The following is a 26,695-nucleotide window of genomic DNA, read 5'->3' on the forward strand; positions in this document are numbered from 1 at the left end:
GCGGCCCCGGGCTGCCCACGGCCAAGGGGGAGTGGGCCGTGGGCCGGTCTGTGGTCCGCAAGGACAGCGGAACAGGGAAGAGGAAAGAGGGAAGGGAAGGGGGGAGAGGGAGGGCGGGGTGGCTCGGGTGGGAGCTCGGCCCTTCGTCGTCCGGTACTTCGACCTTACTCGCACGGGTGCGCCGCCAAGGCTCTGACCTGGGGATTCTGATCAACCTCGGATCATTCTCTGATCGTTCTCTGATCAGTTTCCGATCTACGCGGATAGCGGAACGGCCGGTGGGTGCGGGTTCGCGATCGACTCCTGGGCGCAGTTGTACGGCGAGGTAAGGAGCCCCTCCCTCCTTCGGTCGTGACATTCGGCGATTCAGTCCCTACGATCCTGAATATGGATATGCACTCTGTGGACACGGTGGTCCTCGGTACGTCCGGGGTCACCGCGGCCGACGTCCTCGCCGTGGCGCGCGCCGGCGCCCGGATCGAGCTCTCCGACGAGGCGGTGGCCGCCCTCGCCGCGGCCCGCGGGATCGTGGACGCGCTGGCGGCCAAGCCGGAGCCCGTCTACGGGGTCTCCACCGGCTTCGGTGCCCTCGCGACCCGGCACATCAGCCCGGAACTGCGGGCCCGGCTCCAGCGCAACATCGTCCGCTCGCACGCCGCCGGCATGGGGCCGAGCGTGGAGCGCGAGGTCGTCCGCGCGCTGATGTTCCTGCGGCTCAAGACCGTCTGCTCCGGCCGTACCGGCGTACGGCCCGAGGTCGCGCAGACCATGGCCGACGTCCTCAACGCCGGCATCACCCCCGTCGTCCACGAGTACGGCTCCCTCGGCTGCTCCGGCGACCTGGCTCCGCTGTCCCACTGCGCGCTCACGCTGATGGGCGAGGGCGACGCAGAGGGCCCGGACGGGGTCGTAGGGCCCGCCGGTGAGCTGCTCGCCGAGCACGGCATCGCCCCGGTCGAGCTGCGCGAGAAGGAGGGGCTGGCCCTCCTCAACGGCACGGACGGCATGCTCGGCATGCTGGTGATGGCCCTGGCCGACCTGGAGAGGCTGTACACGTCGGCCGACATCACCGCCGCGATCTCCCTGGAGGCCCTGCTCGGCACGGACAGGGTCCTCGCGCCCGAACTGCACGCCATCCGCCCGCACCCCGGGCAGGCGGCCTCCGCGGCCAACATGCTCGCCGTGCTGAAGGGGTCGGGGCTCACCGGGCACCACCAGGACGACGCGCCCCGCGTGCAGGACGCCTACTCCGTGCGCTGCGCTCCGCAGGTGGCCGGGGCCGGCCGCGACACTCTCGCGCACGCACGCCTCGTCGCCGAGCGGGAGCTGGCGGCGGCGGTCGACAACCCCGTCGTCCTGCCGGACGGACGGGTCGAGTCCAACGGCAACTTCCATGGTGCGCCGGTCGCGTACGTCCTCGACTTCCTGGCGATCGCGGTGGCGGATCTCGCGTCGATCGCGGAGCGGCGCACGGACCGCCTGCTCGACAAGAACCGGTCGCACGGGCTGCCGCCGTTCCTCGCGGACGACGCCGGGGTCGACTCCGGGCTGATGATCGCGCAGTACACGCAGGCCGCGCTGGTGAGTGAGCTGAAGCGGCTCGCCGTGCCGGCTTCCGCGGACTCGATTCCGTCGTCCGCGATGCAGGAGGACCATGTGTCGATGGGGTGGGCTGCGGCGCGGAAGCTGCGGACCGCCGTGGACAACCTCACGCGGGTGCTGGCTGTGGAGTTGTACGCCGGGACGCGGGGCGTCGAGCTGCGGGAGGGGCTGGTGGCCGCGCCGGCGACTCGGGCGGTGGTCGAGGCTGTGCGTGGGGCCGGGGTGGAGGGGCCGGGGGCGGATCGGTTCCTCGCGCCCGATCTGGCGTTGGCCGACGCGTTCGTGCGGGACGGGCGGTTGGTGGTGGCGGCGGAGTCCGTCACCGGGCCGCTCGCCTGAGGTTTCTCGCCCCCGCCGCCCCTACCCGTCCCTCCCCCCGCTCTCGGCTTCGCTCGAGCGGGAGGTGCCCCCATCCAGGGGCTGCTCCCCTTCGAGCCCAGGTGCAGGTTCGGTGGGGGCTGGTCGCGCAGTTCCCCGCGCCCCTAAGGGCCTACGGCCCTTGCGGCGCGACCAGCCCCCCCACGCACCAAACGACTACGCGCCCCCTGCCGGCTCGAGATCCTCGCGTTCGCGGCGGATCGAGTAGGCGATGAAGGCGGCGCCCAGGCCCAGCATGGCCGTGCCGCCGATGACGTAGGGCGTGGTGTTGGGGCTGCCGGTGTCGGCGAGTTCGCGGTTGTCGCCGGTGGTCGCGTCCGTGTCGGCCGTCGTGGTCGTCTGTTCGCGTATGGCCGCCTCCTGGGTCGCGTTGGCGGACGGCACGAACCAGAGGGCGCCCAGCAGGGTGCCCGCGGCGGTGGCGGTCAGCAACGATCGGCGGGCGGTGGACGACGCGCGACGTGCGACGGACACGGAATATCGATCCCCTTGTGGCGCTGGTGAATTGGCCGTAGGGAGCGATGCTAATGAAAGGCGCGGGTCGTGGGAAAGTCGCGTGACCTGTGAGCCGTACGCTCCGGAGCATGAGTACAACGGAGACATCACAGTTTGTCCGGCTTCGCGTTGAATTGGTGGTGGAGGTCGAAGACGTGGAAGCCATCACCGGGGCCGCTCTTCGGCGGATCGCGGCCGACTCCGATATGCCCGCCGATGAGCGGGTACACGCCGAGAGCGCGGTGACGGAGGACACGGCGGAGGCCCTCGCCTATCTGGTCGACCCGTTCGACCTGGTCGGAGAGGTGCCTGGGGTCGAACTGGCCCAGGCCTCCTGGAGCAGTGAGGGAATCGACTACGACCCCGATTCGCCGGAATGGGGTCTCGACGAGGATGATGACGGAGAGGACGAAGAGGAAGACGCGCGCGGCTGAGCGGCTGGGGAATTCGATGGCCCCGGGCGGCAACCGCCGCCCGGGGTTTCGTCGTCTCATGGGGCACACCAGTCACTTGTGCACCGCCGGGTCGTCGTCGATCCGATGCGGGTGGAGTGGCGTATCCCACATATCCGCCAGAGCGGAACGGCTCAGCGCCGTAGTGGTGTTTAAGTGCTCACGGGGATCTTCGGGGTTTTGGGGATTCGGCAACGATGGAGAAGCGTGTGATGACGAACAGTAAGCGGCGCAGGGGCCTGACGGTCGCGTCCGCACTGCTCGGCGGGGTGCTGGTGCTCTCTGCGTGCAGCGGAGGCGGCGGCGACAACGCGTCGGGGAACGACGGCGGGGACTCCTCGCAGGCCAAGGTCGACGAGGCGGCAGCCGAGAAGACCTCCGAGGCCGACATCAAGATCACGCCGAAGGACGGCTCCGACAACGCCTCCATCAACAACTCGGCCAAGGTCACCGTGAGCAAGGGCACGCTCACGGAGGTGAAGATGACCACCTCCGAGGGCGCCACCGTCGAGGGTGAGATATCCGCCGACAAGAAGACCTGGTCGCCGAGCACCCAGCTGGAGCGGTCCACCGGCTACAAGATCACGGCCGCCGCCCAGGACTCCGAGGGGCGCGAGGCCCACGAGAACGCGGCGTTCACGACGGTCTCGCCCGCCAACAGCTTCATCGGCAACTTCACGCCCGAGGACGGCTCGACCGTCGGCGTCGGTATGCCGGTCTCGATCAACTTCGACAAGGCGATCACCAACAAGGCCGCCGTCCAGAAGGGGATCACCGTCTCCAGCACCTCCGGCCAGGAGGTCGTCGGGCACTGGTTCAACGCCAACCGCCTCGACTTCCGCCCCGATGACTACTGGCAGGGCGGCTCCACCGTCACCCTGAAGCTCGCGCTCGACGGCGTCGAGGGCGCCGAGGGTGTCTACGGTGTGCAGCAGAAGACGGTGACCTTCAAGATCGGCCGCAACCAGGTCTCGATCGTCGACGCCAAGACCAAGACGATGAAGGTCACGCAGGACGGCAAGGTCGTCAAGACCATCCCGATCTCCGCCGGCTCGCCCGAGAACAAGACGTACCAGGGCGTCATGGTGGTGTCGGAGAAGTTCAAGGAGACGCGCATGAACGGCGCGACCGTGGGCTTCACCGACGACGACGGCAAGGGCGAGTACGACATCAAGGACGTGCCGCACGCCCTCCGGCTCACCACCTCCGGGACGTTCCTCCACGGCAACTACTGGGGCGCCGACTCCATCTTCGGCAATGTGAACACCAGCCACGGCTGTGTCGGTCTGAACGACACCAAGGGTGCCAACGACCCCGACACCGAGGGCGCCTGGTTCTACAACAACTCGATCGTCGGTGACGTCGTGGACATCCGGAACACCGGTGACAAGACGGTCGCCCCGGACAACGGCCTCAACGGCTGGAACCTGAGCTGGGCCGACTGGAAGGCCGGCTCGGCGGCCTGATCCACCGTCGGCTGTCGTCCACCGTCAGCTGTGCGTCACCGATGCCGCCCCTGGGACACCCAGGGGCGGCATCGGTGTTTCCGGGGCCGCGCACTGGGTTTCATGACTCGACGCCGGCGAAGAAGGCCCCTCGGGTCGCGACGATCCGCAAGGGGCGGATCACGGTGAAGGAGAACGCCGGGGCGTGAGCGGCCAAGGTGCCGGCGCGCGCGAGGTGCCGGCCCCCAGGGCGTGCGGTCCCCATGGGGCGGGGCGCGTTGATGTGCAGTCCGGGGCGCGTGCGGGTCGCGCGTGGCCCGGAGTTCGCCGCTTTGCGCCCAGTCGCGAGGTATGTGACACGAGTTGACCCCCGGTCATACTGCGGAGACCGGGGGGAAATTGACGCGTATGTGTGCGGAAGGTCCCCCGGTCGGATCAAGGGGGAGAGTTGCGCAGACATGCCAGAAGCGTGTGCACGGCCACGATCGCCATGGTCTCCGCCGTGGCACTGGCGGCGGGACCGACCAGCCCGGCGTCCGCGATACCGGGGCGCATGACCGGCACCACCAGCACTACCGGCGCCACCAGCACTACAGGCGCCCCTGGCGTGACCGTGGCGGACCTCAACGGCCTTGCGGCCGGCAGCGGTGCCGGCGTCAGGGCGAGGCACCGCGTCACCCTCGTCACCGGCGACCGCGTGCTCGTCGACGCCGAAGGCCGCGTACTCGGTCTGGAACGGGCGAAGGGGCGTGAGGGCGTCCCGGTGCAGCTCCGCGAGGTCGACGGCCACACCTTTGTCATACCGGCCGACGCGGCCCGGCTCATCTCCGCCGGCCGGGTCGACAAGCGGCTCTTCGACGTCACCGTGCTGAACAGGTCGGCGACCCGTACCTCCCAGAAGCAGGGCCTGAAGCTGATCGTCGGCTACGCGGGAACCGCCGCCGCTGCCCGGGCCGACGTACGGGACGCGGGCGACACCAAGGTCCGCCGCACCCTGAAGACCCTGAACGCCGACGCGGTGCTCACCCCCGGGGACGACGCCGCAGCACTGTGGAAGGCGGTGACCGACGCCGACGGCACCACCGCCACCGGGGTCGCCCACATCTGGCTGGACGGCGTCCGCAAGGTCAGCCTCGACAAGTCCGTCGCGCAGATTGGCGCCCCGAAGGCCTGGAAGGCCGGCTTCGACGGCAAGGGCGTCACCATCGCCGTACTGGACACGGGCGTCGACGCGACCCACCCGGACCTCAAGGGCCAGGTGATCGCCGAAAAGAACTTCTCCACCTCTCCCGACACCACGGACAAGTTCGGCCACGGCACCCATGTCGCCTCCATCGCGGCGGGCACCGGGGCCCGCTCCAAGGGCAGGTACAAGGGCGTCGCGCCCGGCGCCGAGCTGCTCAACGGCAAGGTGCTGAGCGACGAGGGCTACGGCGACGACTCCGGCATCATCGCGGGCATGGAGTGGGCCGCCGAGCAGGGCGCCGACGTGGTCAACCTCAGTCTGGGCGGCGGCGACACCCCCGAGGTCGACCCCATGGAGGCGGAGATCAACAAGCTCTCCGCCGAGAAGGGCATCCTCTTCGCGGTCGCCGCCGGAAACGAGGGCGACTGGGGTGGGCGGACCGTCGGTTCGCCGGGCAGCGCGGCCGCCGCACTCACCGTCGGCGCGGTCGACGGAAAGGACAGGCTCGCCTCGTTCTCCAGCCGGGGCCCCGGCCTGGACGGCCAGATCAAGCCCGACGTGACCGCGCCCGGTGTCGCCGTCACCGCCGCCGCGGCTCCGGGCAGCGTCATCGAGCGCGAGGTCGGCCAGAAACCCGAGGGCTATCTGACGATCTCCGGCACGTCGATGGCGACCCCGCATGTCGCGGGCGCCGCCGCCCTCCTCAAGCAACAGCACCCGAAGTGGACGTACGCCGAACTGAAGGCAGCCCTCGTCGCGTCCGCCAAGGGCGGCACGTACACGCCGTTCGAGCAAGGTGCGGGCCGTATCCGCGTCGACAGGGCGATCAGGCAGACGGTCTTCGCCGACCCCGTCTCGGTCGACTTCGGCGTCCAGGAGTGGCCGCACACCGACGACAAGCCGGTGACCAGGAAGCTCACCTACAAGAACGTCGGTACCAAGGCCGTGACCCTCGACCTCGCGGTGACCGGCATCAATCCCCAGGGCAAGCCCGCCCCGGCGGGCTTCTTCAAGCTCGGCGCCAAGAAGGTCACCGTGCCGGCGGGCGGCAGCGCCACCGTCGGCCTGATCGTGCGCACCCGGCTCGGCGGGAACCTCAACGGCGCCTACTCCGCCTACGTCACCGCCACCGGCGGCGGCCAGGGCGTACGCACGGCGGCGGCCGTGCAGCGCGAGGAGGAGTCGTACGACGTCACGCTCAGGATGGTCGACCGGGACGGCAGGCCGGCCGTGCACCACATGCTCGACCTGACCGGGATCTCCGGGCTCGCCCAGGACGAGTGGTTCACGCCGTACGACAAGGACGGCACGGTCGAGCTGCGGGTGCCGGAGGGGACCTACATCTTCAACGCCGGGATCGTCGTGGACCCGGAGGACTACGGCAAGGGCACGGACTGGCTGTCCCGGCCGACACTCACCGTCGACAGGAAGACCTCCCTCACGCTGGACGCCCGCAGGACGAAACCGGTGGACATCAGCGTGCCCGACAGCGCCGCCGAACCGGCCCTCGCGGCACCGGAGTTCGCCCTGACGGCGGGCGGGAACCGCTACTCCTTCGGCTGGCTGCTCGACACCTACGAAGGGTTCCGTACCGCGCACCTCGGCCCGAGGACGACCGGCGGCAGGCTCACCCAGAGCTGGCCCGGCCAGTGGACCCGGGGCGACACCGCGCTGTACGCCACCGCCACCGGAGGCAGGGTCGAGAAGCTCGCCACCGGCTACACCAAGCGCTGGAGGAAGAGCGAACTGGCCACCGTGAAGACCGGCCTGGGCGCATCCAGCACCGGAAAGACGGGCGGGGTCCTCGCCTGGGCCCAGCTCACCGGCAGCTCCGGCTCACCCGCCGTGGGCGTCCCGCAGCCGCTGCCCGGCAAGCGCACGCTGTATCTGTCCGCCGCGAACGGGGTGAAGTGGACTCTCGACTTCGAGCAGTACGGCGCGGAGGACGAACAGGGTTTCCCGGTCCTGGACGCGTACTACACGACCGGCGACAGCCGGACCTTCAAGGCGGGCAGGACGTACGCACAGACCTTCAACGTCGGTGTCTTCGGCCCGCGGATCGCCGGGCTCCACGGCATCCGGCGTGACGGCGCCCACCTGTACGGCCTGCTGCCGATGTTCGCCGACGGCCGGGGGCACACCGGGGCGTCCTTCTACGAGAAGGCCACGACCACCCTGTACCGCGACGGTGAGAAGTTCGCCTCGGGTGAGGACGCGCTGGACGGATCGGGCCAGTTCAAGGTCCCGGCGGGCCTCGCCACCTACCGTCTGACGACGTCCATCTCCCGGGCCGCCGACCTGGCCGCGGCCTCGTCCCGGATCGACGCGAGCTGGACCTTCAAGTCGAGGAAGACCGCGAGCGACACGAGACTGCCGGTCTCCACGGTCCGCTTCGGCGCCCCGTTCCTTGGCCTCGACAGCACGGCCCCGGCGGGCAGGAAGGCCACCGTCCGCGTCACCGTGCAGGGCGCGGCCGCCGGCAGGAACCTCAGGTCGCTGTCCGTGTACGTGTCGGGCGACGGCAAGAAGTGGACCGAGGTCGCCGTGAAGAAGGGCAGCTTCACGTACCGGACGCCGGCGGCGGGGAAGAGCGTGTCGCTGCGTGCCGAGGTGACCGACAAGAAGGGGAACAGGTCGAAGGTGACGATCCACGACGCGTACTTCGGCAGGTGAGCCGAGGCAGTCGCACGGGAGTCGCACCGGGAGTCGCGCCGGGCGATGTGCCGGGCGATGTGCCCTGAGGTCCGCCGGGCGTCCGTGACCGCGACGGCCCGCCGGGGGTGCTGCCTCCGGCGGGCCGTTCCGCCTATGGCCGCACCGACGGTGCGCGGGTCGCGTCCGTGCCCCAGCTGGCCAGGAGACGGAGGGCGTCGGCGGAGGGGGAGCCCGGTTCGGCGTGGTAGGTGATCAGGTTCTGCTCGTGGTCGTCGGGCAGGCTGAACGTCTCGAAGGAGAGGGTGAGGTCACCGACCAGCGGATGGCACATGCGCTTCAGCCCGTGACTCTTCTCCTTCACGTCGTGCGTCGCCCACAGCCGCCGGAACTCCTCGCTCTTCACCGACAACTCGCCCACCAGCGCCGACAGCAGCGGATCGTCCGGATGGCAGCCCGCGTCCATCCGCAGATAGCTGACCATGTCGGCCGCCTTCTGGTCCCAGTCGACGTACAGATCCCGGTAGTCGGGCCGCAGGAACACCATCCGCGCCCAGTTCCGCTCCTGCGCCGGCAGCTCCGACCAGTCCCCGAACACCGCCGCCGCCATCCGGTTCCAGACGAGGATGTCCGAGCGCCGGCCGGTGACGTACGCGGGGATGCCGTCCAGGGTGTCGACCAGCTGCCGCAGGGCACTCCGCACCTGCTGGGGACGGGCCGACCGCTTCTTCTTGTGCGCCTTCGGCTTCGCGAGGTGGGTGAGGTGGGCGTGTTCGGCATCGGTCAGCCGGAGGGCGCGCGCGATGGCGTCGAGCACCTCCGCCGACACATTGCGCCCGTTGCCCTGTTCCAGCCGCGTGTAGTACGCCACGGACACGCCCGCGAGCTGCGCCAACTCCTCCCGGCGCAGCCCGGGAACCCGCCGGTGCCGCCCGAACGTCGGCAGCCCCACGTCCTCCGGCTTCAGCCGGGCCCGCCGGGTACGCAGGAACTCGCTGAGTTCGGCACGCCGGTCCAGCGCACCGGCGGCTCCGGCCTCGCCGAGAGGCGGCACCTGCACTGTTTCGGGCTGTTCGTCCATACGGCAAGTATTCACGGTCGTACGCCCGGGAGGCTGACCCCGCCAGTGGTAGGACCAGCGGACGTACGCAAAGCCGTGGCCTGGGTGAACCCTGCGACTTCGGGCAGGCTGGTGGACGCACCCGGCCGGAAGGCAGGCCGGATGCGGGACGACGATCAGGAGAATCCCGGCATGACCACCACTGTTGCCGCCTATGCGGCGCCCGCCGCCAAGGCTCCGCTGGAGCGCACCACCATCGAGCGCCGCGAGGTCGGTGAGTTCGATGTTCTGATCGACATCAAGTACGCCGGTATCTGCCACTCGGACATCCACCAGGCGCGTGAAGGGTGGGGCGAGGCGATCTTCCCGATGGTCCCGGGCCACGAGATCGCCGGTGTCGTCGAGGCGGTCGGCCCCGGCGTCACCAAGTTCACCGTCGGCGACAAGGTGGGCGTCGGCTGCATGGTCGACTCCTGCCGCGAGTGCGAGAACTGCGAGGCGGGCCTGGAGCAGTACTGCCTCAAGGGCAACGTCGGCACGTACAACGCCATCGGCAAGGACGGCGAGCCCACCTACGGCGGCTACGCGGAGAAGATCGTCGTCGACGAGGCCTTCACCGTACGCATCCCCGACGGCATCGCCCTCGACGAGGCCGCACCCCTGCTGTGCGCCGGCATCACCCTGTACTCCCCGCTGAGGCACTGGAACGCCGGCCCCGGCAAGAAGGTCGCCGTCGTCGGTCTCGGCGGTCTCGGCCACATGGGCGTCAAGATCGCGCACGCGCTCGGCGCCGAGGTGACCGTGCTCTCGCAGTCCCTGCGCAAGAAGGACGACGGTCTGAAGCTGGGCGCCGACCACTACTACGCGACCAGCGACGAGGCGACCTTCAAGGAGCTGGCGGGCACGTTCGACCTCATCCTGTCGACGGTCTCGGCCCCCCTCAACCTCGACACGTACCTGTCCCTCCTGAAGACCGACGGCGCCTTCGTGAACGTCGGCGCCCCCGAGGAGCCCGTCGCCCTCAACCTCTTCTCGGTCATCGCCGGCCGCAAGACCCTCGCGGGCTCCGGCATCGGCGGCATCCAGGAGACCCAGGAGATGCTCGACTTCTGCGCCGAGCACGGCCTCGGCTCCGAGATCGAACTGATCCGCGCCGACCAGATCAACGAGGCGTACGAGCGGGTGCTGGCGAGCGACGTCCGCTACCGGTTCGTCATCGACACGTCGACGATCTGACCGAGGCCGGCCGCGCAGTTCCCCGCGTCCCTTGAAAGGGCCAGAGGCCCTGTAGGGGCGCGGGGAACTGCGCGAGCAACCCCCACCCACCCGCGCTTGGGGGTAGAAGGGGCACCGCCCCTGAGACGGGACGGGACGGGTAGGGGCGGCGGGGGCGAGAAAATCAGCGCTCGCCACGGGCCCGCCCCAGCAACCACCACACATACGGCTACGGCCCCGGCCCCGGCCCAACGACGTCAGTGCCCCCACCGGAATCCGGTTCCAGCGGGGGCACGAGCGTCCGGCGCAGGCCGCGACAACGACGACCGCCCGGATGCGGGGGCGGCGGGACAGCCGGACGATGGACGGGGGAGAGACAGACGGCCGCGGCGCGATCACCACCAGGGGGGTTTCCGAGGTGTGAGCGACATGCCCCTGCAGAAAACCCGACCGGGCACGGTCCACAAGGTCCGCCCGGACATCAGCGTTCTGGCCGACAGCCTAGAAGTCCCGGGGATCGGACACATCCCGGTGAACGCCTTCGTGCTGCTGGCCGCCCAGCCGCTGGTGGTCGACACCGGCCTGGGCCTGCCCGACCGGAACTTCGTCGAGACGCTCAGCACGGTGCTGGACCCGGCGGACGTGCGCTGGATCTGGCTCACCCACCCCGACCGCGACCACACGGGCGGCATCTTCGACCTGCTGGCGGCGGCGCCCGAGGCACGCGTCGTGACGACCTTCGTCGGCGCGGGCATCCTCTCCTGCGAACGCCCGCTGCCCCTGGACCGCTGCTATCTCCTGAATCCCGGCGAGACGATGGACATCGGCGACCGCACCCTCACCGGCTTCCGTCCGCCGCTGTTCGACAACCCCGCCACCGTCGGCTTCTTCGACGACCGCTCCGGCGTCTGCTTCAGCTCCGACTGCTTCGGCGCGCCTCTGCCCACGGCCGAGCTAGCCCAGGCCGACGACGTCCGTGACGTGCCCATCGACGACCTGCGTACCGCCCAACTCCTGTGGGCCACGGTGGACAGCCCCTGGGTCAGGACGGTCGACATGGACAAGTACCTGGCGACCTTCCACCCCCTCAAGGACCGCAAGCCCGACCTCGTCCTCTCCACCCACCTTCCCCCGGCCACCGGCATCACCGGCTCCCTCCTCGACACCCTCACCACCGCCCCTGACGCCCCACCCTTCACGGGCCCGGACCAGGCGGCACTGGAACAGATGCTGGCGGGCTTCGAGCCGAACGGGGGCGGTCACGCCCAGTGAGGGCAAGCCCCCTGACCGGGAACCCCGAACCGGGACCGCGTCGGACGGCGGCGCTCGGCTCCTGCGCATCGTGACCAGGACGTCGAGGGCGCGCTGCCGGCAGCGGAATCGCCTGGAACCCTCGTGCGTTGAGCGGAGTGGGCATGGGTGCCGGTGGCGTGTGGGCCGAGCAGCCCGAGTGAGCGAGCTGACAGATTTTGGAGGGGCTGCAATGGCTGCGCAGACGCAGAGGGCCGTGCTGGCGGGTGGATGCTTCTGGGGGATGGAGGACCTGATTCGCCGACTCCCGGGCGTGACGGCGACCCGGGTCGGATACACCGGCGGGGACGTGCCGAACGCGACGTACCGTAACCATGGCACGCACGCGGAGGCCATTGAGATCCTTTTCGACCCCGCGGGGACCGATTTCCGCGCGATCCTGGAGTTCTTCTTCCAGATCCACGACCCGAGCACCAAGAACCGCCAGGGCAACGACATCGGCCTCAGCTATCGCTCCGCGATCTACTACGTGGATGACGAGCAGAAGCGGATCGCCGAGGACACCATCGCGGACGTGGACGCGTCCGGACTGTGGCCGGGCAGAGTCGTCACCGAGGTGGAGCCGGTCGGCCCCTTCTGGGAGGCCGAGCCCGAGCATCAGGACTACCTGCAGCGTTACCCGGACGGCTACACCTGCCACTTCCCGCGCCCGGGATGGCGGCTACCCGCCCGCGCGGAGGGCTGACCGCGAGGTGGCCCGGCGGAAGACGGAGGCTGACTGGCCGAAGCCCCGCAGCCGGGCCTGCCCGCGCTTGCGGGACCGGCGATGCCGCGCTGTGGATGAAGGGTGTCGCCGACGGCCGGCCACCGTCGGGTGGGCCCAACCGTAGTCACGTCAGGGACCGCAGTGCTGAAACCGTGCTTCTCGGCCGCCGGTCGTGGCGACGCCTGCGGGCAGGAAGCTCCCCTAGGTGGCGGGCAGATGGGGCGTGCGGGCGGTACCCGGTGAACGTTCCGGGTATCGCCCGCATTTGTCTCGCGTTTCCGCCGGCTCAGTCCGTGGCGGACGCGGCCGCCACCGCCTGCGCCGACGAGTTGCGGATACGGCAGTAGAGCGCGGCCATCGCCTCGCCGTCGCCCTGATAACGCCATGGCAGGGCGTTGACGTACCCGTCGACCAGCCTGAACTGTTCGAGCGCGGCGTCGTCGCGGTCCTGGAGCGAGAGGTAGTACGCGAGAAGGTGCCGCAGTTCGGGGAGGCGGGGGTGGGTCGGGTCGGCCGAGGCGGCGTCCGCGAGACCGGCGTCCACGCGGCCGATCATCCTCGGCGTACGGTCGACGCTGTTGTCGTCCGACGTGTCGTGCTCGAAGTGCGCGATGAGCGGGAACGCGGTGAGCAGGCTGCCCAGCGGTGCCTGAGCGGCCGCGCGCTCGGCGAACTCCTTCGCCAGTTTCTCCGAACCCCGCCACTTCGCACACCAGTACTGCAGTGCCGAGAAGTGAGCCTCGTAGTGGTGCGGGGCCCTTGCGGTGATCTCCGACCACAGCTTGTCCATCTCGGAGTTCGGGTAGCCGAGCCCGAGCGCGACCCAGATCTCGGTGATGTACGGCGTCGGGTCGTCGGGGTTGAGTGCCGCCGCCCGGCCGATCTCCTCGCGGGAACGTTCCAGCATCCGGTGGAAGCCCCCGAACTGCTCACCGGTCGTGTACTTGGCCTTCTTCCCGCCGCGCAGGTTCCAGGCCAGGATCACGGTGCTGCGCGCCCGTACGACGGCCGCGTCCGGGTCGTCGGGACGGTCCGCCTCCCAGGCGAGCAGCCAGTCGTCCTCCTTGGCCGCGATCTCGGCCAGCAGATACGCGGCCGAGGAGCGGCGTTCCCAGTCCCGGCCGGTGTCGTGCATCATCTTGGCGGCCGCTTTCCAGTCACCGCCGCGTACGGCGGCGAGCGCCGACTCCTGGGCGGCCGGGAGCGGGCCCGGGAGTCCGGTGTTCTGCCGCTCAGCGGGCAGCAGCCCCATCGCCTCGGCGACGTCCGGGCCGGCGTCGGCGCCGGGGGAGAAGAACTCCTTGAGGAAGACCCAGGCCATCCAGAGGCCGAAGAGCAGGGTCGGCACCGCCAGGACGGCCAGTACCCACACCAGTACGGTCATCGCGGTGCGTCCGTTTCTCGGTTCGCGGGGTCCTGGGGCGCGGGCAGCAGTGTGCGCAGCGGGCCCGTGTCGGGGTGGTCGGCGACCGCCGCGGAGATCGCGGCGCCGAGGTCGGGCTCCCTGCCGTGCGGCGTGGGCGGCAGACGTACCGTGGCCGGCTCCGACCAGGAGAACTCCCAGCGCAGCCGGGAGTGGGCGCTCAGCTCGGCCAGCACCATGCTCTGCAGCGCGTCCGCCAGCGCGGGCCGCACGAACTCGCGAAAGGCCCGGCCCTGCGCCTCGGCCGCCCGGTCCGACAGCGGCAGCCGCCGCGCCAGCTGCCACAGCTGACCGTCGTCGATCACCTTGAGCAGTCCGGGCAGGGACGGGTGGTCCTTGGTGTACATCGCGAGCGCCCGGTGCAGCGCGGTGTCGAGGGAGGCGAAGTTCGCGACCATCGAGCCGTCGAGCAGCTCCTGCCAGTCGCCGGTGCGCCGGAACCGCAGCACGTCCTCGGCGAGGACCGCGTCCTCCAGCGCCGCCAGGGTCCGGTCCGGGTCGGTGAGCAGGCCGAGCGCCGCACCCCTGGCCTCGTCCGTGCGGCCGTCGGCGGGCAGTGCCTCGATCCGCTCGACGCGGTCGGCGATGGGCGGGTGCGAGTCGTACGGCGACGTCGGCTCGGTCGGCAACTCGGTGCGCAGACCGACCAGTTCGAGCTGGCGTGCGGAGAGCATCCGTCCGTAGCCGCCGAAGAACTCGCCGCGCGGCGGCAGCAGCCGGGCCTCGGCGCCGAGCGTGGCGTAGCTGTTCATGTAGAAGCCGAACGCGGCGTCGAGTGCCTGTATCTCGCGCAGCGCCGACGAGGTGGCGTCGCGGCCGGCGATCCGGGCGGCCGCGGCGTCGGCGGCGTACTCCTGGCGCCGCGAACTCGCGAGTGTGGCGCGGATGTACAGCTTGGCGTAGCCGCTGTAGATCCACGCCATCGCGCGGTACGTGATGCCCGCGCCCGTCGTGTCGATCTCCTTGGCCTTCTTCCCCTTGGCCACGGCCTTGGCGTTCTTCTTCTCCAGCCGGGCCCGCTCACGTCCGGCGGACTTGTCGGCCCGCTCCTCGAAGTGCCCGATGGTGCGCAGCACCTGGGCCCGGCCGCGCACGGTGATCGCGGCGAGCCGGGTGTCGGCGTTCGAGTAGTGGCCCAGCTCATGGGCGAGGATCGCGCGCAGCTGCGCCTCGGTCAGGCCCTGCAGCAGTGGTACGCCGAGGTAGAGGTGGCGCGGGCCGGCCAGCAGGCCGAGCAGCCGGGCGTCCTCGCTGACGGCGGCGTTGAGGTCGGCCGTCAGGATGATCCGGGAGGGCGCCCGGGTGCCGACCGCTTCGGCCAGTTCCCGTACGGTGCGCCACAGTTCGGGCTCGTCGGCCTGCGTCACCCGCAGGCCCGGCAGATCCTCGCCCTTCGGCGTCCGCAGCATGAACAGACCGCGGACCAGCGGGATCGCCAGCAGTACGGAGACCACGTACAGCTTGGCGGAGAGGCTGGACGGCGCGTGCAGGTGGAGCAGGTAGTCGGCGCCGGCGAGCGCTGCCAGCAGGATCACGCCGAGCAGATAGAAGCCGGCGAGCAGTACGAGGGCGCGCAGCGCGCGCAGGGTCGCGCCCATCGGGCAGAGTTCCCCCCACGGGAAAGATCGCGAACGATCTTTTGAATGACGAAGGAGGTCACATTGGACAGCTTGAGGCGTGTCCATGACCAAACGGTGTGAGGGGTGGAGTATTTCGCACGGGTGTGCGGGGTTGCAAGGGCTTACTGAGGGCCGGAGCCACCTGGGGTGGGGGCGTGGTGCGGGGGTGGCGGCTGCGGGTTCGTCGCGGCTTGTCGCGCGGTTCCCCGCGCCCCTCCGAGGGGCTTGGCAGCCCGCCCCGCCGAGGGGCTTGGCACCGCTCCGAGGGGGCTTCGCCCCTCCCCGTCCCCCTCGGCGCAGCAGCGTCGCCTCAGCGCAGCAGCGTCGCCGGGCTCCCCCCGTTCGCCTCGTAGCCCGCGACCGCCAGGGCCCGGTATATCGCGTAGTCCGCGGCCGGGTCGGAGGTGAGGGTCCAGGGGAGGGCGCCTACGTGGCCGTCGGCGTGCACGAGCTGGTCCATGGCCTCGGACCAGCGCTCGGAGCGGACCAGGAAGAAGATCAGCAGGTGGCGGACATGGGCCAGCATCGGGTCGTCCGGCCGCGCCGCGTGCACCGCGAACAGGGCGCCGTGGATCGCCTTCGTGACGACCTCGCTCTCGTAGAAGCCCTGCACCAGGTTCACCTCGGGCAGGTGCTCGAAGACCGCGAAGAGCGGCATGGCCGCGAGGAGCGACCCCCGCGGGGCGCGGGCCGCCGCCGCCTCGGCGAAGGAGTACGCCAGCTCCCGCGAGCCGTGCCACTTCTCGCACCAGTAGTGCAGGGCCGCGATATGGGCGCCCATGTGCTCCGGGGCCCGGTCGAGGATCTTCAGCCAGAGCTGCTCGAACTCCTCACGGGAGTACGCCAGCCCGCGCGCCACCGACAGCTCGACGATGTACGGGATCGGGTCACCGGGGGCCAGCAGTGCCGCGTCGCCGCACGCCGATCTGGCCTCCTCCATGATGATCCGGAAGTCGTCCGTGCCCGGCGTCGACGTCCGCCACGCCTGCTGCACCAGGAACTCCGCGTGCACCGCCGCGCCGCCCGCGTCCTTGGGCGCCTGAGCACGCCACACCCGCAGCCACTGCCCGCCCGGCGTCTCGCCCACCCCGCCGGGACGCTGCGCCAGCTCCAGCGCCGCCGCACCCGCGAACGCCTGTACCCGCTGCCACCGGACCTCGCCGGCCGCCTCCGTGCCGGCCAACAGCTGCTTCGCCGCCCGGTAGTCCTGGGAACGCTGCACGACGTCCAGCACGTCCAGCAGATCCTGGTCGGCCCCCGGCATCCGCACGTCCAGCAGCTCCTGCCGCACGAACCCGTAGTTCGCCGGGTCCGCCGCGTCCGGATGCCCCGCCTCCACCAGCTGAATACCGGCCCTGCGACGCGCCAGGATCGGCCACGCCACAAAGCCGATCATGAGCATCGCCATCAGGACCCAGAGAATCTCCATACGACAAGGGTTCCAGACGCGGCCGACAATTGCCCAACCCGGCCGGTGTCCTGTGGACAACTCCGCACCGGCGCACGAGGGCGGGGCGCCGGGCTGTGACATGTGCGGCTCCGCCGCGCGGGCGTGACCAGCCACGACGAACCCGCAGCCGCCGGACCCGCACGGGCCCCCACCCCGGAATGCGCCCCGTACCCCGCCGAGCGCTTAGGCTCGACAACCATGAGCGACAGCCACACCAGCCAACACTTCGAGACCCTCGCGATCCACGCGGGCAACACCGCGGATCCCCTCACCGGCGCGGTCGTCCCGCCGATCTACCAGGTCTCGACCTACAAGCAGGACGGCGTAGGAGGCCTGCGCGGCGGCTACGAGTACAGCCGCAGCGCCAACCCCACCCGCACCGCGCTGGAGGAGAACCTCGCCGCCCTGGAGGGCGGCCGCCGCGGCCTGGCGTTCGCGTCCGGACTGGCCGCCGAGGACTGCCTGCTGCGCACGCTGCTCAGCCCCGGCGACCACGTGGTCATCCCCAACGACGCCTACGGCGGCACGTTCCGTCTCTTCGCGAAGGTCGTCTCCCGGTGGGGCGTGGACTGGTCGGTGGCCGACACCAGCGACCCCACGGCCGTACGGGCGGCCCTCACGCCCAGGACGAAGGTCATCTGGGTGGAGACCCCCTCCAACCCGCTGCTCGGGATCACGGACATCCCGGCCGTCGCCCAGCTCGCCCGTGAGGCCGGCGCGAAGCTGGTCGTCGACAACACCTTCGCCACCCCCTACCTTCAGCAGCCGCTCGCGCTCGGCGCGGACGTCGTCGTCCACTCGCTCACCAAGTACATGGGCGGCCACTCGGACGTCGTCGGCGGCGCCCTGATCGTCGGCGACCAGGAGCTGGGCGAGGAACTCGCCTACCACCAGAACGCGATGGGCGCGGTCGCCGGGCCCTTCGACTCCTGGCTGGTGCTGCGCGGCACCAAGACGCTCGCCGTCCGGATGGACCGGCACAGCGAGAACGCCACCAAGGTCGCCGACATGCTCACCCGGCACGCGCGCGTGTCGAGCGTGCTCTACCCGGGGCTGCCCGAGCACCCCGGGCACGAGGTCGCCGCCAAGCAGATGAAGGCGTTCGGCGGCATGGTGTCTTTCCGGGTCACCGGCGGCGAGGAGGCGGCCGTCGAGGTCTGCAACCGCGCCAAGGTGTTCACCCTGGGCGAGTCCCTGGGCGGCGTCGAGTCCCTGATCGAGCACCCGGGACGGATGACGCACGCCTCGGTGGCCGGTTCGGCCCTTGAGGTACCCGCCGACCTCGTACGCCTCTCCGTGGGCATCGAGAACGTCGACGACCTGCTGGAGGACCTCCAGCAGGCCCTGGGCTAGACCCGGCCCCGGGGGCGCTCACCAGCCCGTCATCGGTGGGGTCGTCTGCGACGGCGGCTCCACCCAGGGGCGGGTCATCGAGGCCCACACCACGAACGCGACCACGGCGGCCGCCAGCACCAGCCACATCAGATGACGGGCCGCCGTCCGGCGCCGCAGCATGCGCCCGCCGCGCCGCACCGCCGCCGCGCACAGGTCCGGCGGCACCTGTACCGGCCGGCGCTCCAGGATCTGCCGTACGGCCGCCTCGCGGTCCCGCAGACTCATGACGGCGCCACCTCCACCACCTTCTCCGGGGCCGCCTCGCGCGGGGGATGCAGGACCGTCGCCATCGCACGCAGACAGATCGTCGTCACGCGTTCGACGGGCAGCCCGAGCAGCGCCGCCGCCTGTTCCTCGGCGACCCCCTCGTAGAGCCGCAGGACGAGGATCAGCCGCTCCTGCGGGCTGAGGGCGGCCAGGGCGCCGCCGGGCGTGGGGCGGAAGAGGCCGTGGTGGTGCCAGGCCTCGCGCGCGAAACGGACGGCCAGCTGCTGCCGGGTCCGGTCGTACGGGTCCTCGCCGCGCAGCCGGTCCCAGATGGCGTACGTGTGGGCGAGGGCATGGGTCAGCAGCCGTCGCGCGCGCGGATTGTCGTCCGGCGGTTCCGCCGTGAGCAGGGTGGCGGTCTGCAGCAACCGCCCCGCCGCACCCGCGACGAACGCCTCGAACTCCCTGGCCCGGCGGGCGCCTTGGGCCACATGCCGATCTCGCACCACGCCTCCCGCCTGAGGCCGACCCTGAGCGAACGGGGCCCGGCCGCGTACGGATCGGTCTGCCGCAAGGATTCGTCCGTCGGTTCGACAAGGGCCCGGTCTCATATGAGGCCAGGAGCAGGGGCGCGGTCAAGGGTCAGGAGGGTGACGGTGCCTCCGGCGCCGCCGCCATGCGGGTCGAGAGTGCCGTGTTGAAACGGGTGAGGAGCGAGCAGAAGGCCTCGCGCTCCTCGGGGGCCCAGTCCTGGGTGAGTTCGGCCATCAGCTGGCGCCTGGAGGAACGTACCTCCTCAAGGCGGGACAGCCCGCGCGGCGACAGCTGGAGCACGACCGCGCGGCCGTCCTCCGGGTGCGAGGTGCGCTTGACGAGTCCGGTGTCCACGAGCGGCGCCACCTGACGGGTGACCGTCGAGGAGTCGATCCCCATGCTCGCCGCGAGCGCCTTGACGCCCATCGGGCCTTCCTTGTCGAGGCGGTTGAGCAGCAGGTACGCGGCACGGTCCATGGAGTTGCGTACCTGCCCGACGCCGCCGAGCCGGGTCTGTTCGGCACGGCGTGCGAACACCGCGACCTCGTGCTGCAGCGTGTCGAGAAGACCGTTGTCACCGACGGTCGTCATGTCCATCGACATTTCAGGTGTTGTGGGCATGGCCAAAGGCTCAATTCATGCGTGGGGCGCTGGGTTGGGGGACAGAGTACGCGGACCGGGCGTGGGGTGTACGGGCCCCGCTCAAACCCGGTCCCGCCCCTTGGTCACACCCGTGTTCGCCCCCTGTGAACTGCGAGACTGGTGGTCATGAGCTACAGCACGGCTGACTCCTTTCCGCGGGTGACGATCGACGACGTGCGAGGCGCGCAGAAGATGCTTACGGGCATTTCACGTGTCACCGCCATGGAGGGCAGCAGGCATCTGTCGCAGCTCGTCGGCGCGCCGGTGCATTTCAAGTGCGAGAACCTCCAGCGGACGGGCTCGTTCAAGCTGCGCGGCGCGTACGTCCGTATCGCGGGCCTGCTGCCCGAGGAGCGTGCCGCCGGTGTCGTCGCCGCGAGCGCGGGCAACCACGCCCAGGGCGTCGCCCTCGCCTCCTCGCTGCTCGGCGTGCGCTCCACGGTCTTCATGCCGAAGGGCGCCCCGCTGCCGAAGATCAGCGCGACCGAGGAGTACGGCGCCGAGGTCCGCCTGCACGGCACGGTGGTCGACGAGACGCTGACCGCCGCCCAGGAGTACGCGGCCGAGACGGGCGCGGTGTTCATCCACCCGTTCGACCATCATGACGTCATCGCAGGTCAGGGCACGGTCGGCCTGGAGATCCTGGAACAGTGCCCCGAGGTGCGCACGATCGTCGTCGGGATCGGTGGCGGCGGGCTCGCGGCGGGTATCGCGGTCGCGGTGAAGTCGCTGCGGCCGGACGTGCGCGTCGTCGGCGTCCAGGCGGAGGGCGCGGCCGCGTACCCGCCCTCGCTGGCCGCCGGGCTGCCCGTGGCCGTGGAGAACCCGGCGACGATGGCCGACGGCATCAAGGTCGGACGGCCCGGCGACGTGCCGTTCGGGATCGTCGCCGAACTGGTGGACGAGGTCCGCACGGTCTCGGAGTACAACCTCTCCAGCGCCCTGCTGCTCTGCCTGGAGCGGGCCAAGCTGGTCGTGGAACCGGCCGGTGCCAGCCCCGTCGCGGCCCTGCTGCGCGACCCGAAGTCCTTCGAGGGCCCGGTCGTCGCGGTGCTCTCCGGCGGCAACGTCGACCCGCTGCTGATGCAGCGCATCCTGCGCCACGGCATGGCCGCCGGTGGCCGCTACCTGCAGGTACGCCTCCGCCTGACCGACCGCCCCGGTGCCCTCGCCACACTGCTCGGGGTGTTGTCGGGGGTCGACGCCAACGTCCTCGACGTGAGCCATGTGCGGACCGACCCCCGGCTCGGGCTCACGGAGGTGGAGGTCGAACTGCATCTGGAGACGAGGGGGCCGACGCACTGCGCCGAGGTCAACCACGCCCTCCGCGAGGCGGGTTACACCGTCATCGACTGAGGTCGGCGGCCCGTCGTCAACCGGTCGTCACTCGTTCGGGCAAGTCCATTGAGAGACGCGATACATCGCGTTATGGTGACTCGTGCCCGCTCGGTGTTGTGGCCCATGCCACTACCGTGCAGAACAAAACGTACAAACCTAGGCTTTGCGAAGGAACCCCGAAGACGTGGAGAAATCACATGCCAGGCGCCATCCATGCCGAAGGCCTGGTGAAGACCTTCGGTGATGTAAGAGCCCTCGACGGCGTCGACCTCGATGTCCCCGAGGGCACCGTCCTGGGTCTGCTCGGGCCGAACGGCGCGGGCAAGACGACCACCGTCCGATGCCTCACCACCCTGCTGCGGCCCGACAGCGGCAGGGCCGTCGTGGCCGGCATCGACGTGCTGAAGGACCCGGACGCCGTGCGGCGCTCGGTCGGTCTCTCCGGACAGTTCGCCGCGGTCGACGAGTATCTGACGGGCCGTGAGAACCTGCAGATGGTCGGCCAGCTCTACCAGATGCGGGCCAAGGACGCGAAGGTGCGCGCCGGCGAGCTGCTGGAGCAGTTCCATCTCGCCGACGCCGCCGACCGGCCCGCCCGGACGTACTCCGGCGGTATGCGCCGCCGGCTCGACCTGGCGGCAGCGCTGGTGGTGTCGCCACCGGTGATGTTCATGGACGAGCCGACCACCGGACTCGATCCGCGCAACCGCCAGCAGTTGTGGGAAGTGATCAAGCAGCTGGTCTCCGGCGGTACGACCCTGCTGCTCACCACCCAGTACCTCGAAGAGGCCGACCACCTCGCGCACGACATCGCCGTGGTCGACCACGGCCGCGTCATCGCCCGCGGCACCTCCGACCAGCTCAAGGCCCGCACCGGCGGCGAGCGCGTCGAGGTCGTCGTGCACGAGCGCGAGCACATCCCGGCCGCCGTCGAGGTGCTGACCGGCTTCGGCAAGGGCGAGACCACCATCGAGGAGCACACCCGTCAGCTCACCGTGCCCGTGGCCGGCGGTGCCAAGCTCCTCGCCGAGGTCATCCGCGAGCTGGACACCCGGGGCATCGAGATCGACGACATCGGCCTGCGCCGCCCCACCCTGGACGACGTGTTCCTCTCCCTGACGGGACACCTCGCCGAGGCGAAGGACGGGGCCGAGGACGAGGGGCGTGGCGAGGCCGCCGACGCCAAGGGGCGGGGCCACCGGAAGGAGAGTGCGAGGTGAGTATCGTCACCGGCTCCGTGCGGGTCGTGCCGCCCGGCAACCCGATCACCCAGTCCATCAGGGACTCGCTGGTCGTCGCCAAGAGGAACTTGATTCGCATGTCCCGAATTCCAGAAATGGTGATCTTCGGGCTCATCCAGCCTGTCATGTTCGTGGTGCTGTTCAGCTATGTCTTCGGCGGCTCCATGAATGTCGGCGGCACCACGGATCCCGCCGTCTACCGCGAGTTCCTGATGGCCGGCATCTTCGCGCAGACCGTCACCTTCGCCACCGCCGGCGCCGGCGCGGGCATCGCCGACGACATGCACAAGGGGCTCATCGACCGCTTCCGCTCGCTGCCCATGGCGCGCGGGGCCGTGCTCACCGGACGGACCCTCGCGGACCTGGTCCAGACGGCGCTCACCCTGGCGGTGCTGGCCGTGGTCGCCCTGCTCGTCGGCTGGCGCACCCACACCAGCGTCGGCGAGGTGCTCGGCGCCTTCGGCCTGCTGCTTCTGCTGGGGTACGCGTTCACCTGGGTCGGCGCGCTCATCGGTCTCTCGGTGCGCACCCCCGAGGCAGCCACCTCCGGCGGGCTGATCTGGCTCTTCCCGGTCACGTTCGTCTCGAACGCGTTCGTGGACTCCAGCCGTATGACGCCCTGGCTGCAGCATGTCGCCGACTGGAACCCGTTCAGCGCCACCGTCCAGGCCTGCCGCCAGCTGTTCGGCAACCCAGGGGTGTCGCCGTCGGACGCCTGGCCCATGCAGCACCCGGTGTGGGCCTCGCTGATCTGGTCGGTCCTCATCATCGTCATGTTCCGGACCCTGTCCGTACGGAAGTACCGCTCGGCGTCGGCGTGAGCGGCGACCGGCCCCGGGCATGACCGGGCCCCCGGCGCCGAAGGGTGCCGGGGGCCGCGGGCCGAGCGGGGGTGACGCGTTCAGCTCTGGTAGGGCACGGCCTTGAGGATCTTCACCGAGGCCAACTTGCCGTTCGGCAGCTCGTACTGGGCGTCCTGGCCGACCTTCTTGCCGGTCACACCCGAGCCGAGCGGGGACTGCGGCGAGTAGGTCTCGATGTCGGAGCTGGCGTACTCACGGGAGGCGAGCAGGAACGTCACGGTGTCGTCCTCGTCGCCGTCGAAGGCGATCGTCACGACCATGCCGGGCGCCACCGCGCCGTCCGCCGACGCCGGCGCCTCGCCGACCTTGGCGTTCTCCAGGAGCTGGGTCAGCTGGCGCACACGGAGCTCCTGCTTTCCCTGCTCCTCCTTGGCCGCGTGGTACCCGCCGTTCTCGCGCAGGTCGCCCTCCTCGCGCGCGGCCGCGATCTTGGCGGCGATCTCCGTGCGCGCAGGACCAGACAGGTACTCCAGCTCGGCCCTGAGCTGGTTGTACGCCTCCTGGGTCAGCCAGGTGACGTTCTCGCTGGTCTGGGTCACAGGTGCTCCTCGTAGGTACTGGGAATACAAAGCATCGCCCTACCCAGAAGAATGTTCCTTCACGAGTGGGCGAAACCACGAGCCTAACAATTCAGTGGCGAGAGGGGGAGGACATAAACCACAAGCGTTACGTCGACGCAGGTCAGGGCGTCGATTCGGAGAGCCGGGGGCCAGGTGGGGCCCCGGGGCCGGGGGTCAGCCGACGTGACAGCCGAGAAGTTCGGCTGTGGTGCCGCGTGAGGTCGTCTTCAGGGTGACGACCTTGTCGATGTCCGTGGTGCCGGCGGCGAAGCGGAAGTCGGCGCGGCCGACCTCGGCGCCGTTCTCGGCCTGGGAGCGGACGGTGCAGTAGCCGTCGACGCCGGCGTCCTTGTCGCCCCTGAGGTGCACCTTCACCGAGTTCGCCGAGATATCGAAGGTGTAGATCTCGACGCTGATCTTGTTTCCGGCGACATAGTGGTAGGCGAACCAGCCGATGAGGACGAGGAGGGCCGCGCCGAGGACGCGGCCGATGACCTTGAGCTTGCGGTCGGCGCGCTCGTCCGCGGAGCGGCCGTAGCGGCCCTCGGGAAGCCGCGTGCTCGCCGTGGTCATGGTCGTCCTCTCGAAAGGGCCGGGAGCGTACTCCCGGTGGGGGCGTCCACGCTCTGGACCGGGAATATCCCGCCCCCCGATGCCGTCACTATAGAAGCCCCCCGCCCAGCGCCTGACGGCCGCCCCACACGGGTGTCCGAGCGGGACGGCAGTATGGACTCTCCGGATCGCGCCGGGCCGAGTCACCGAAGTTCAGGCCGGGCGCCGAGTTACGAGGGAATGAGTCTTGACTGACCAGCTGCGACTGATGGCCGTGCACGCACACCCCGACGACGAGTCGAGCAAGGGTGCGGCCACCATGGCGAAGTATGTGTCCGAGGGGGTGGACGTGCTGGTCGTGACCTGCACGGGCGGAGAGCGCGGCTCCATCCTCAATCCGAAACTGCAGGGCGACAAGTACATCGAGGAGCACATTCACGAGGTACGCAAGAAGGAGATGGACGAGGCACGCGAGATTCTCGGCGTCGGGCAGGAGTGGCTCGGCTTCGTCGACTCCGGCCTCCCGGAGGGCGACCCCCTGCCTCCCCTTCCGGACGGCTGCTTCGCTCTGGAGGACGTCGACAAGGCGGCCGGTGAGCTCGTCAGGAAGATCCGTGCGTTCCGTCCCCAGGTGATCACCACCTACGACGAGAACGGCGGGTACCCGCACCCCGACCACATCATGACCCACCAGATCTCGATGGTGGCGTTCGAGGGCGCGACGGACACCGAGAAGTACCCCGAGGCCGAGTACGGCCCGGTGTACGAGCCGCAGAAGCTGTACTACAACCAGGGCTTCAACCGCCCCCGCACCGAGGCGCTGCACAACGCCCTGGTGGCGCGCGGCATGGAGTCCCCGTACGGCGACTGGCTCAAGCGCTGGGACGAGTCCGAGCACAAGGACCGCACCCTGACCACGCACGTGCCCTGTGCCGACTTCTACGAGATCCGTGACAAGGCCCTCATCGCCCACGCCACGCAGATCGACCCCGACGGCGGCTGGTTCCGGGTTCCGATGGAGATCCAGAAGGAGGTCTGGCCCACCGAGGAGTACGAGCTCGCGAAGTCCCTCGTGGACACCTCGCTCCCCGAGGACGACCTCTTTGCGGGCATCCGCTAGGCCTGGGGGACAATGCCAGGCATGAGCGTAAGCCTGGCAGTCACACACCTCGTTCCCCTCGCCGAGGAGCTGGACAAGGACAAGGTCACCCCCGGCATTCTCGGCTTCATCGTCTTCGCGGTGATGGCCCTGGCCGTCTGGGGCCTGATGAAGTCCATGAACAAGCACATGGGCAAGGTCGACTTCAAGGAGTCGCCGGACGCGGACGCCTCCGTCGAGGAGACGGCGACGGAGGCGAGTGGGAAGGCGACGTCGGCGAAGGGCTGAGCGCCGGGGCGACGGCTTGACGGCATGACTCCGTGACACCGTCCGGGTATCACGGAGTCCTGCTGCCTGCTGCCTGCTGCCCGGCCTCACCCCGTCCTGCATGATCGCGAGGTGCTGGAAGCGCCGGCGATCTGATCGACGGCGATCGCACCCGCCGGGGCGGGGGCGGGGGTCGCCACGCCGCACCCAAAAGCAGTACGGGGTTCCCGAGCGCGTCGGAGGCTCGGGGCACGGCCGCCGACCGCGACCCCGCTCCCCGGATCCCTTCCACCGGATCACCGCTACTTCCTCGACTCCGGGCCCTCAGCCGCCCGTCACCGGCACCCCCATCACCTCCCGCGCGTGCCGGTTCGGGACCATGCCCAGGGTCCAGGCCCGCCAGCCGCTCTCCAGGTTCACGCCTCGTTCCAGCAGCAGCTCGTAGGCCTCGATGTACTCGGTGAGTTTCTCGTCGCGGAGGGGATGGGCGGTGCGGGAGAGATGGGCCAGCTCCTCCTGGGCGACGGCGGTGCCGATCTCGACGCCGCCGGGGGCCGCGTACGGCAGCAGGGTGCACTTCAGGAAGCGGGCCCAGTCCTCGCCGCGGCGGTCGCCGTAGGAGGTGAAGAGACGGGTCGCCTCCTCGCAGAGGGCCAGGGCCTGGGGGGTGCGGGTGTTGCCCGCGTCGACCACGGCCAGTTCCAGGCAGGTCCAGGCCTCGCCGTGGGCGACGCCGATGCGCTGGAAGTCGGCGCGGGCGTCGACGAGGAGCTGGCGGGCGAAGCCGGAGTTGCGCAGGGAGCCGGTCTGGACGGCTCGCTGGTCGCGGGTGACGCGGGCGGAGTGGTGGCGGGCGCAGGCCAGTCCGTAGACGTCGCGCATACGGGAGAACATCGTGCGGGAGCGTTCCAGTTCACGGACCGCCTGGTCGAGGTTGCCGGTCTCCTCCAGGGCCTGGCCCAGGTAGTAGCCGCTCCAGGCCTCGCCGCGGGCGTCCTCGTTG

At 70.4% G+C, this 26,695-nt stretch carries 23 protein-coding genes and 2 pseudogenes; 14 read left to right on the forward strand and 11 right to left on the reverse strand.

Annotated elements, in window-relative coordinates:
- Positions 1–402: 402 nt before the first annotated feature.
- Entirely contained in the window at positions 403–1,941 is a 1,539-nt protein-coding gene (gene hutH, locus AWZ10_RS29525) for a histidine ammonia-lyase (protein WP_060892487.1), read from the forward strand.
- A 195-nt stretch (positions 1,942–2,136) separates the two neighbouring features.
- Here the strand turns inward: hutH and AWZ10_RS29530 are convergent, their stop codons facing one another.
- Positions 2,137–2,454 carry a hypothetical protein gene (locus AWZ10_RS29530; RefSeq protein ID WP_205576300.1) on the reverse strand — a complete coding sequence of 106 codons (318 nt, stop codon included), beginning with the start codon at positions 2,452–2,454 and terminating at the stop codon, positions 2,137–2,139.
- Between the two features lie 110 nt (positions 2,455–2,564).
- Here AWZ10_RS29530 and AWZ10_RS29535 point away from each other — a divergent pair, with 110 nt between their 5' ends.
- From AWZ10_RS29535 to AWZ10_RS29545, 4 genes and pseudogenes are all read left to right on the forward strand, one after another.
- Entirely contained in the window at positions 2,565–2,909 is a 345-nt protein-coding gene (locus tag AWZ10_RS29535) for a hypothetical protein (RefSeq protein WP_046709608.1), read from the forward strand.
- A 215-nt stretch (positions 2,910–3,124) separates the two neighbouring features.
- Positions 3,125–4,393 carry a L,D-transpeptidase gene (locus AWZ10_RS29540; RefSeq protein WP_046709606.1) on the forward strand — a complete coding sequence of 423 codons (1,269 nt, stop codon included), beginning with the start codon at positions 3,125–3,127 and terminating at the stop codon, positions 4,391–4,393.
- Between the two features lie 101 nt (positions 4,394–4,494).
- Positions 4,495–4,581, forward strand: a pseudogene (locus tag AWZ10_RS54020) (ABC transporter ATP-binding protein); the annotation flags it as partial.
- A 344-nt stretch (positions 4,582–4,925) separates the two neighbouring features.
- Positions 4,926–8,231, forward strand: coding sequence for a S8 family peptidase (locus tag AWZ10_RS29545; RefSeq protein WP_244172588.1), 3,306 nt, complete (start codon positions 4,926–4,928; stop codon positions 8,229–8,231).
- Positions 8,232–8,364: 133 nt separating this feature from the next.
- Here the strand turns inward: AWZ10_RS29545 and AWZ10_RS29550 are convergent, their stop codons facing one another.
- Positions 8,365–9,291, reverse strand: a complete 927-nt coding sequence (locus AWZ10_RS29550) for a helix-turn-helix transcriptional regulator (RefSeq protein ID WP_046709604.1) — start codon at positions 9,289–9,291, stop codon at positions 8,365–8,367.
- A gap of 171 nt (positions 9,292–9,462) precedes the next feature.
- Here AWZ10_RS29550 and AWZ10_RS29555 point away from each other — a divergent pair, with 171 nt between their 5' ends.
- The 3 genes from AWZ10_RS29555 (at position 9,463) to msrA (ending at position 12,481) form a co-directional block, all read left to right on the forward strand.
- On the forward strand, positions 9,463–10,506 hold the full coding sequence (locus tag AWZ10_RS29555; protein ID WP_046709607.1) for an NAD(P)-dependent alcohol dehydrogenase: 1,044 nt from the start codon (positions 9,463–9,465) through the stop codon (positions 10,504–10,506).
- Between the two features lie 408 nt (positions 10,507–10,914).
- Complete coding sequence (locus AWZ10_RS29560; protein ID WP_046710024.1) at positions 10,915–11,757, forward strand: MBL fold metallo-hydrolase; 843 nt, start codon at positions 10,915–10,917, stop codon at positions 11,755–11,757.
- Positions 11,758–11,968: 211 nt separating this feature from the next.
- Entirely contained in the window at positions 11,969–12,481 is a 513-nt protein-coding gene (gene msrA, locus AWZ10_RS29565) for a peptide-methionine (S)-S-oxide reductase MsrA (protein WP_046710023.1), read from the forward strand.
- Positions 12,482–12,788: 307 nt separating this feature from the next.
- Here the strand turns inward: msrA and AWZ10_RS29570 are convergent, their stop codons facing one another.
- The 3 genes from AWZ10_RS29570 to AWZ10_RS29580 form a co-directional block, all read right to left on the reverse strand.
- Entirely contained in the window at positions 12,789–13,886 is a 1,098-nt protein-coding gene (locus tag AWZ10_RS29570) for a hypothetical protein (protein WP_046710022.1), read from the reverse strand.
- Complete coding sequence (locus tag AWZ10_RS29575) at positions 13,883–15,523, reverse strand: M48 family metalloprotease (protein ID WP_046710021.1); 1,641 nt, start codon at positions 15,521–15,523, stop codon at positions 13,883–13,885. Before AWZ10_RS29575 ends, AWZ10_RS29570 begins: the two co-directional genes overlap by 4 nt.
- A 331-nt stretch (positions 15,524–15,854) precedes the next feature.
- Entirely contained in the window at positions 15,855–16,973 is a 1,119-nt protein-coding gene (locus tag AWZ10_RS29580; protein WP_046704361.1) for a hypothetical protein, read from the reverse strand.
- Between the two features lie 219 nt (positions 16,974–17,192).
- Between AWZ10_RS29580 and AWZ10_RS29585 the strand changes: the two genes are divergently transcribed.
- Positions 17,193–18,347: a cystathionine gamma-synthase gene (locus tag AWZ10_RS29585; RefSeq protein ID WP_046704362.1), complete on the forward strand. Its 1,155-nt coding sequence runs from the start codon at positions 17,193–17,195 to the stop codon at positions 18,345–18,347.
- 18 nt (positions 18,348–18,365) lie between these two features.
- Here AWZ10_RS29585 and AWZ10_RS29590 read toward each other — a convergent pair whose 3' ends face one another.
- The 3 genes from AWZ10_RS29590 to AWZ10_RS29600 form a co-directional block, all read right to left on the reverse strand.
- Positions 18,366–18,614 (reverse strand): hypothetical protein, encoded by a 249-nt coding sequence (locus AWZ10_RS29590; protein ID WP_046704363.1) that lies wholly within the window; start codon positions 18,612–18,614, stop codon positions 18,366–18,368.
- Positions 18,611–19,102, reverse strand: coding sequence for a sigma factor-like helix-turn-helix DNA-binding protein (locus tag AWZ10_RS29595; RefSeq protein WP_173531494.1), 492 nt, complete (start codon positions 19,100–19,102; stop codon positions 18,611–18,613). Before AWZ10_RS29595 ends, AWZ10_RS29590 begins: the two co-directional genes overlap by 4 nt.
- Positions 19,103–19,238: 136 nt before the next feature.
- Positions 19,239–19,733: a MarR family winged helix-turn-helix transcriptional regulator gene (locus tag AWZ10_RS29600; RefSeq protein ID WP_173531495.1), complete on the reverse strand. Its 495-nt coding sequence runs from the start codon at positions 19,731–19,733 to the stop codon at positions 19,239–19,241.
- Between the two features lie 165 nt (positions 19,734–19,898).
- Between AWZ10_RS29600 and ilvA the strand changes: the two genes are divergently transcribed.
- From ilvA to AWZ10_RS29615, 3 genes are all read left to right on the forward strand, one after another.
- Positions 19,899–21,128 (forward strand): threonine ammonia-lyase, encoded by a 1,230-nt coding sequence (ilvA, locus tag AWZ10_RS29605; protein ID WP_046704378.1) that lies wholly within the window; start codon positions 19,899–19,901, stop codon positions 21,126–21,128.
- 179 nt (positions 21,129–21,307) lie between these two features.
- Positions 21,308–22,330 carry an ATP-binding cassette domain-containing protein gene (locus AWZ10_RS29610; RefSeq protein ID WP_046704365.1) on the forward strand — a complete coding sequence of 341 codons (1,023 nt, stop codon included), beginning with the start codon at positions 21,308–21,310 and terminating at the stop codon, positions 22,328–22,330.
- Positions 22,327–23,172, forward strand: a complete 846-nt coding sequence (locus AWZ10_RS29615; protein ID WP_046704366.1) for an ABC transporter permease — start codon at positions 22,327–22,329, stop codon at positions 23,170–23,172. The genes AWZ10_RS29610 and AWZ10_RS29615 overlap by 4 nt, the downstream gene beginning before the upstream one ends.
- 80 nt (positions 23,173–23,252) lie before the next feature.
- Here the strand turns inward: AWZ10_RS29615 and greA are convergent, their stop codons facing one another.
- Both greA and AWZ10_RS29625 read right to left on the reverse strand, forming a co-directional pair.
- Positions 23,253–23,753, reverse strand: coding sequence for a transcription elongation factor GreA (gene greA / locus AWZ10_RS29620; RefSeq protein ID WP_046704367.1), 501 nt, complete (start codon positions 23,751–23,753; stop codon positions 23,253–23,255).
- A gap of 195 nt (positions 23,754–23,948) precedes the next feature.
- On the reverse strand, positions 23,949–24,347 hold the full coding sequence (locus AWZ10_RS29625; protein WP_046704368.1) for a DUF4307 domain-containing protein: 399 nt from the start codon (positions 24,345–24,347) through the stop codon (positions 23,949–23,951).
- A 247-nt stretch (positions 24,348–24,594) separates the two neighbouring features.
- On the opposite strand from AWZ10_RS29625, the gene mca reads away from it, so the two are divergent.
- Positions 24,595–25,446 carry a mycothiol conjugate amidase Mca gene (gene mca / locus AWZ10_RS29630; RefSeq protein ID WP_037694607.1) on the forward strand — a complete coding sequence of 284 codons (852 nt, stop codon included), beginning with the start codon at positions 24,595–24,597 and terminating at the stop codon, positions 25,444–25,446.
- Between the two features lie 21 nt (positions 25,447–25,467).
- Entirely contained in the window at positions 25,468–25,713 is a 246-nt protein-coding gene (locus AWZ10_RS29635) for a hypothetical protein (protein WP_037694614.1), read from the forward strand.
- A gap of 303 nt (positions 25,714–26,016) precedes the next feature.
- Here the strand turns inward: AWZ10_RS29635 and AWZ10_RS29640 are convergent.
- Positions 26,017–26,695 (reverse strand): annotated as a pseudogene (locus tag AWZ10_RS29640) (hypothetical protein); the annotation flags it as partial.

The sequence above is a fragment of the Streptomyces europaeiscabiei genome (genome assembly GCF_001550375.1).
Taxonomy (GTDB): domain Bacteria; phylum Actinomycetota; class Actinomycetes; order Streptomycetales; family Streptomycetaceae; genus Streptomyces; species Streptomyces europaeiscabiei.

Coding starts and splice junctions, on each gene's coding strand:
- AWZ10_RS29625 (WP_046704368.1), bottom strand. CDS start 24,347: ATGACCACGGCGAGCACGCGGCTTCCCGAGGGCCGCTACGGCCGCTCC.
- AWZ10_RS29550 (WP_046709604.1), bottom strand. CDS start 9,291: ATGGACGAACAGCCCGAAACAGTGCAGGTGCCGCCTCTCGGCGAGGCC.
- msrA (WP_046710023.1), top strand. CDS start 11,969: ATGGCTGCGCAGACGCAGAGGGCCGTGCTGGCGGGTGGATGCTTCTGG.
- AWZ10_RS29555 (WP_046709607.1), top strand. CDS start 9,463: ATGACCACCACTGTTGCCGCCTATGCGGCGCCCGCCGCCAAGGCTCCG.
- AWZ10_RS29590 (WP_046704363.1), bottom strand. CDS start 18,614: ATGAGTCTGCGGGACCGCGAGGCGGCCGTACGGCAGATCCTGGAGCGC.
- AWZ10_RS29610 (WP_046704365.1), top strand. CDS start 21,308: ATGCCAGGCGCCATCCATGCCGAAGGCCTGGTGAAGACCTTCGGTGAT.
- AWZ10_RS29580 (WP_046704361.1), bottom strand. CDS start 16,973: ATGGAGATTCTCTGGGTCCTGATGGCGATGCTCATGATCGGCTTTGTG.
- AWZ10_RS29575 (WP_046710021.1), bottom strand. CDS start 15,523: ATGGGCGCGACCCTGCGCGCGCTGCGCGCCCTCGTACTGCTCGCCGGC.
- AWZ10_RS29560 (WP_046710024.1), top strand. CDS start 10,915: ATGCCCCTGCAGAAAACCCGACCGGGCACGGTCCACAAGGTCCGCCCG.
- AWZ10_RS29535 (WP_046709608.1), top strand. CDS start 2,565: ATGAGTACAACGGAGACATCACAGTTTGTCCGGCTTCGCGTTGAATTG.
- AWZ10_RS29585 (WP_046704362.1), top strand. CDS start 17,193: ATGAGCGACAGCCACACCAGCCAACACTTCGAGACCCTCGCGATCCAC.
- ilvA (WP_046704378.1), top strand. CDS start 19,899: ATGAGCTACAGCACGGCTGACTCCTTTCCGCGGGTGACGATCGACGAC.
- AWZ10_RS29540 (WP_046709606.1), top strand. CDS start 3,125: ATGGAGAAGCGTGTGATGACGAACAGTAAGCGGCGCAGGGGCCTGACG.
- AWZ10_RS29545 (WP_244172588.1), top strand. CDS start 4,926: ATGACCGGCACCACCAGCACTACCGGCGCCACCAGCACTACAGGCGCC.
- AWZ10_RS29635 (WP_037694614.1), top strand. CDS start 25,468: ATGAGCGTAAGCCTGGCAGTCACACACCTCGTTCCCCTCGCCGAGGAG.
- AWZ10_RS29570 (WP_046710022.1), bottom strand. CDS start 13,886: ATGACCGTACTGGTGTGGGTACTGGCCGTCCTGGCGGTGCCGACCCTG.
- mca (WP_037694607.1), top strand. CDS start 24,595: ATGGCCGTGCACGCACACCCCGACGACGAGTCGAGCAAGGGTGCGGCC.
- AWZ10_RS29600 (WP_173531495.1), bottom strand. CDS start 19,733: ATGTCGATGGACATGACGACCGTCGGTGACAACGGTCTTCTCGACACG.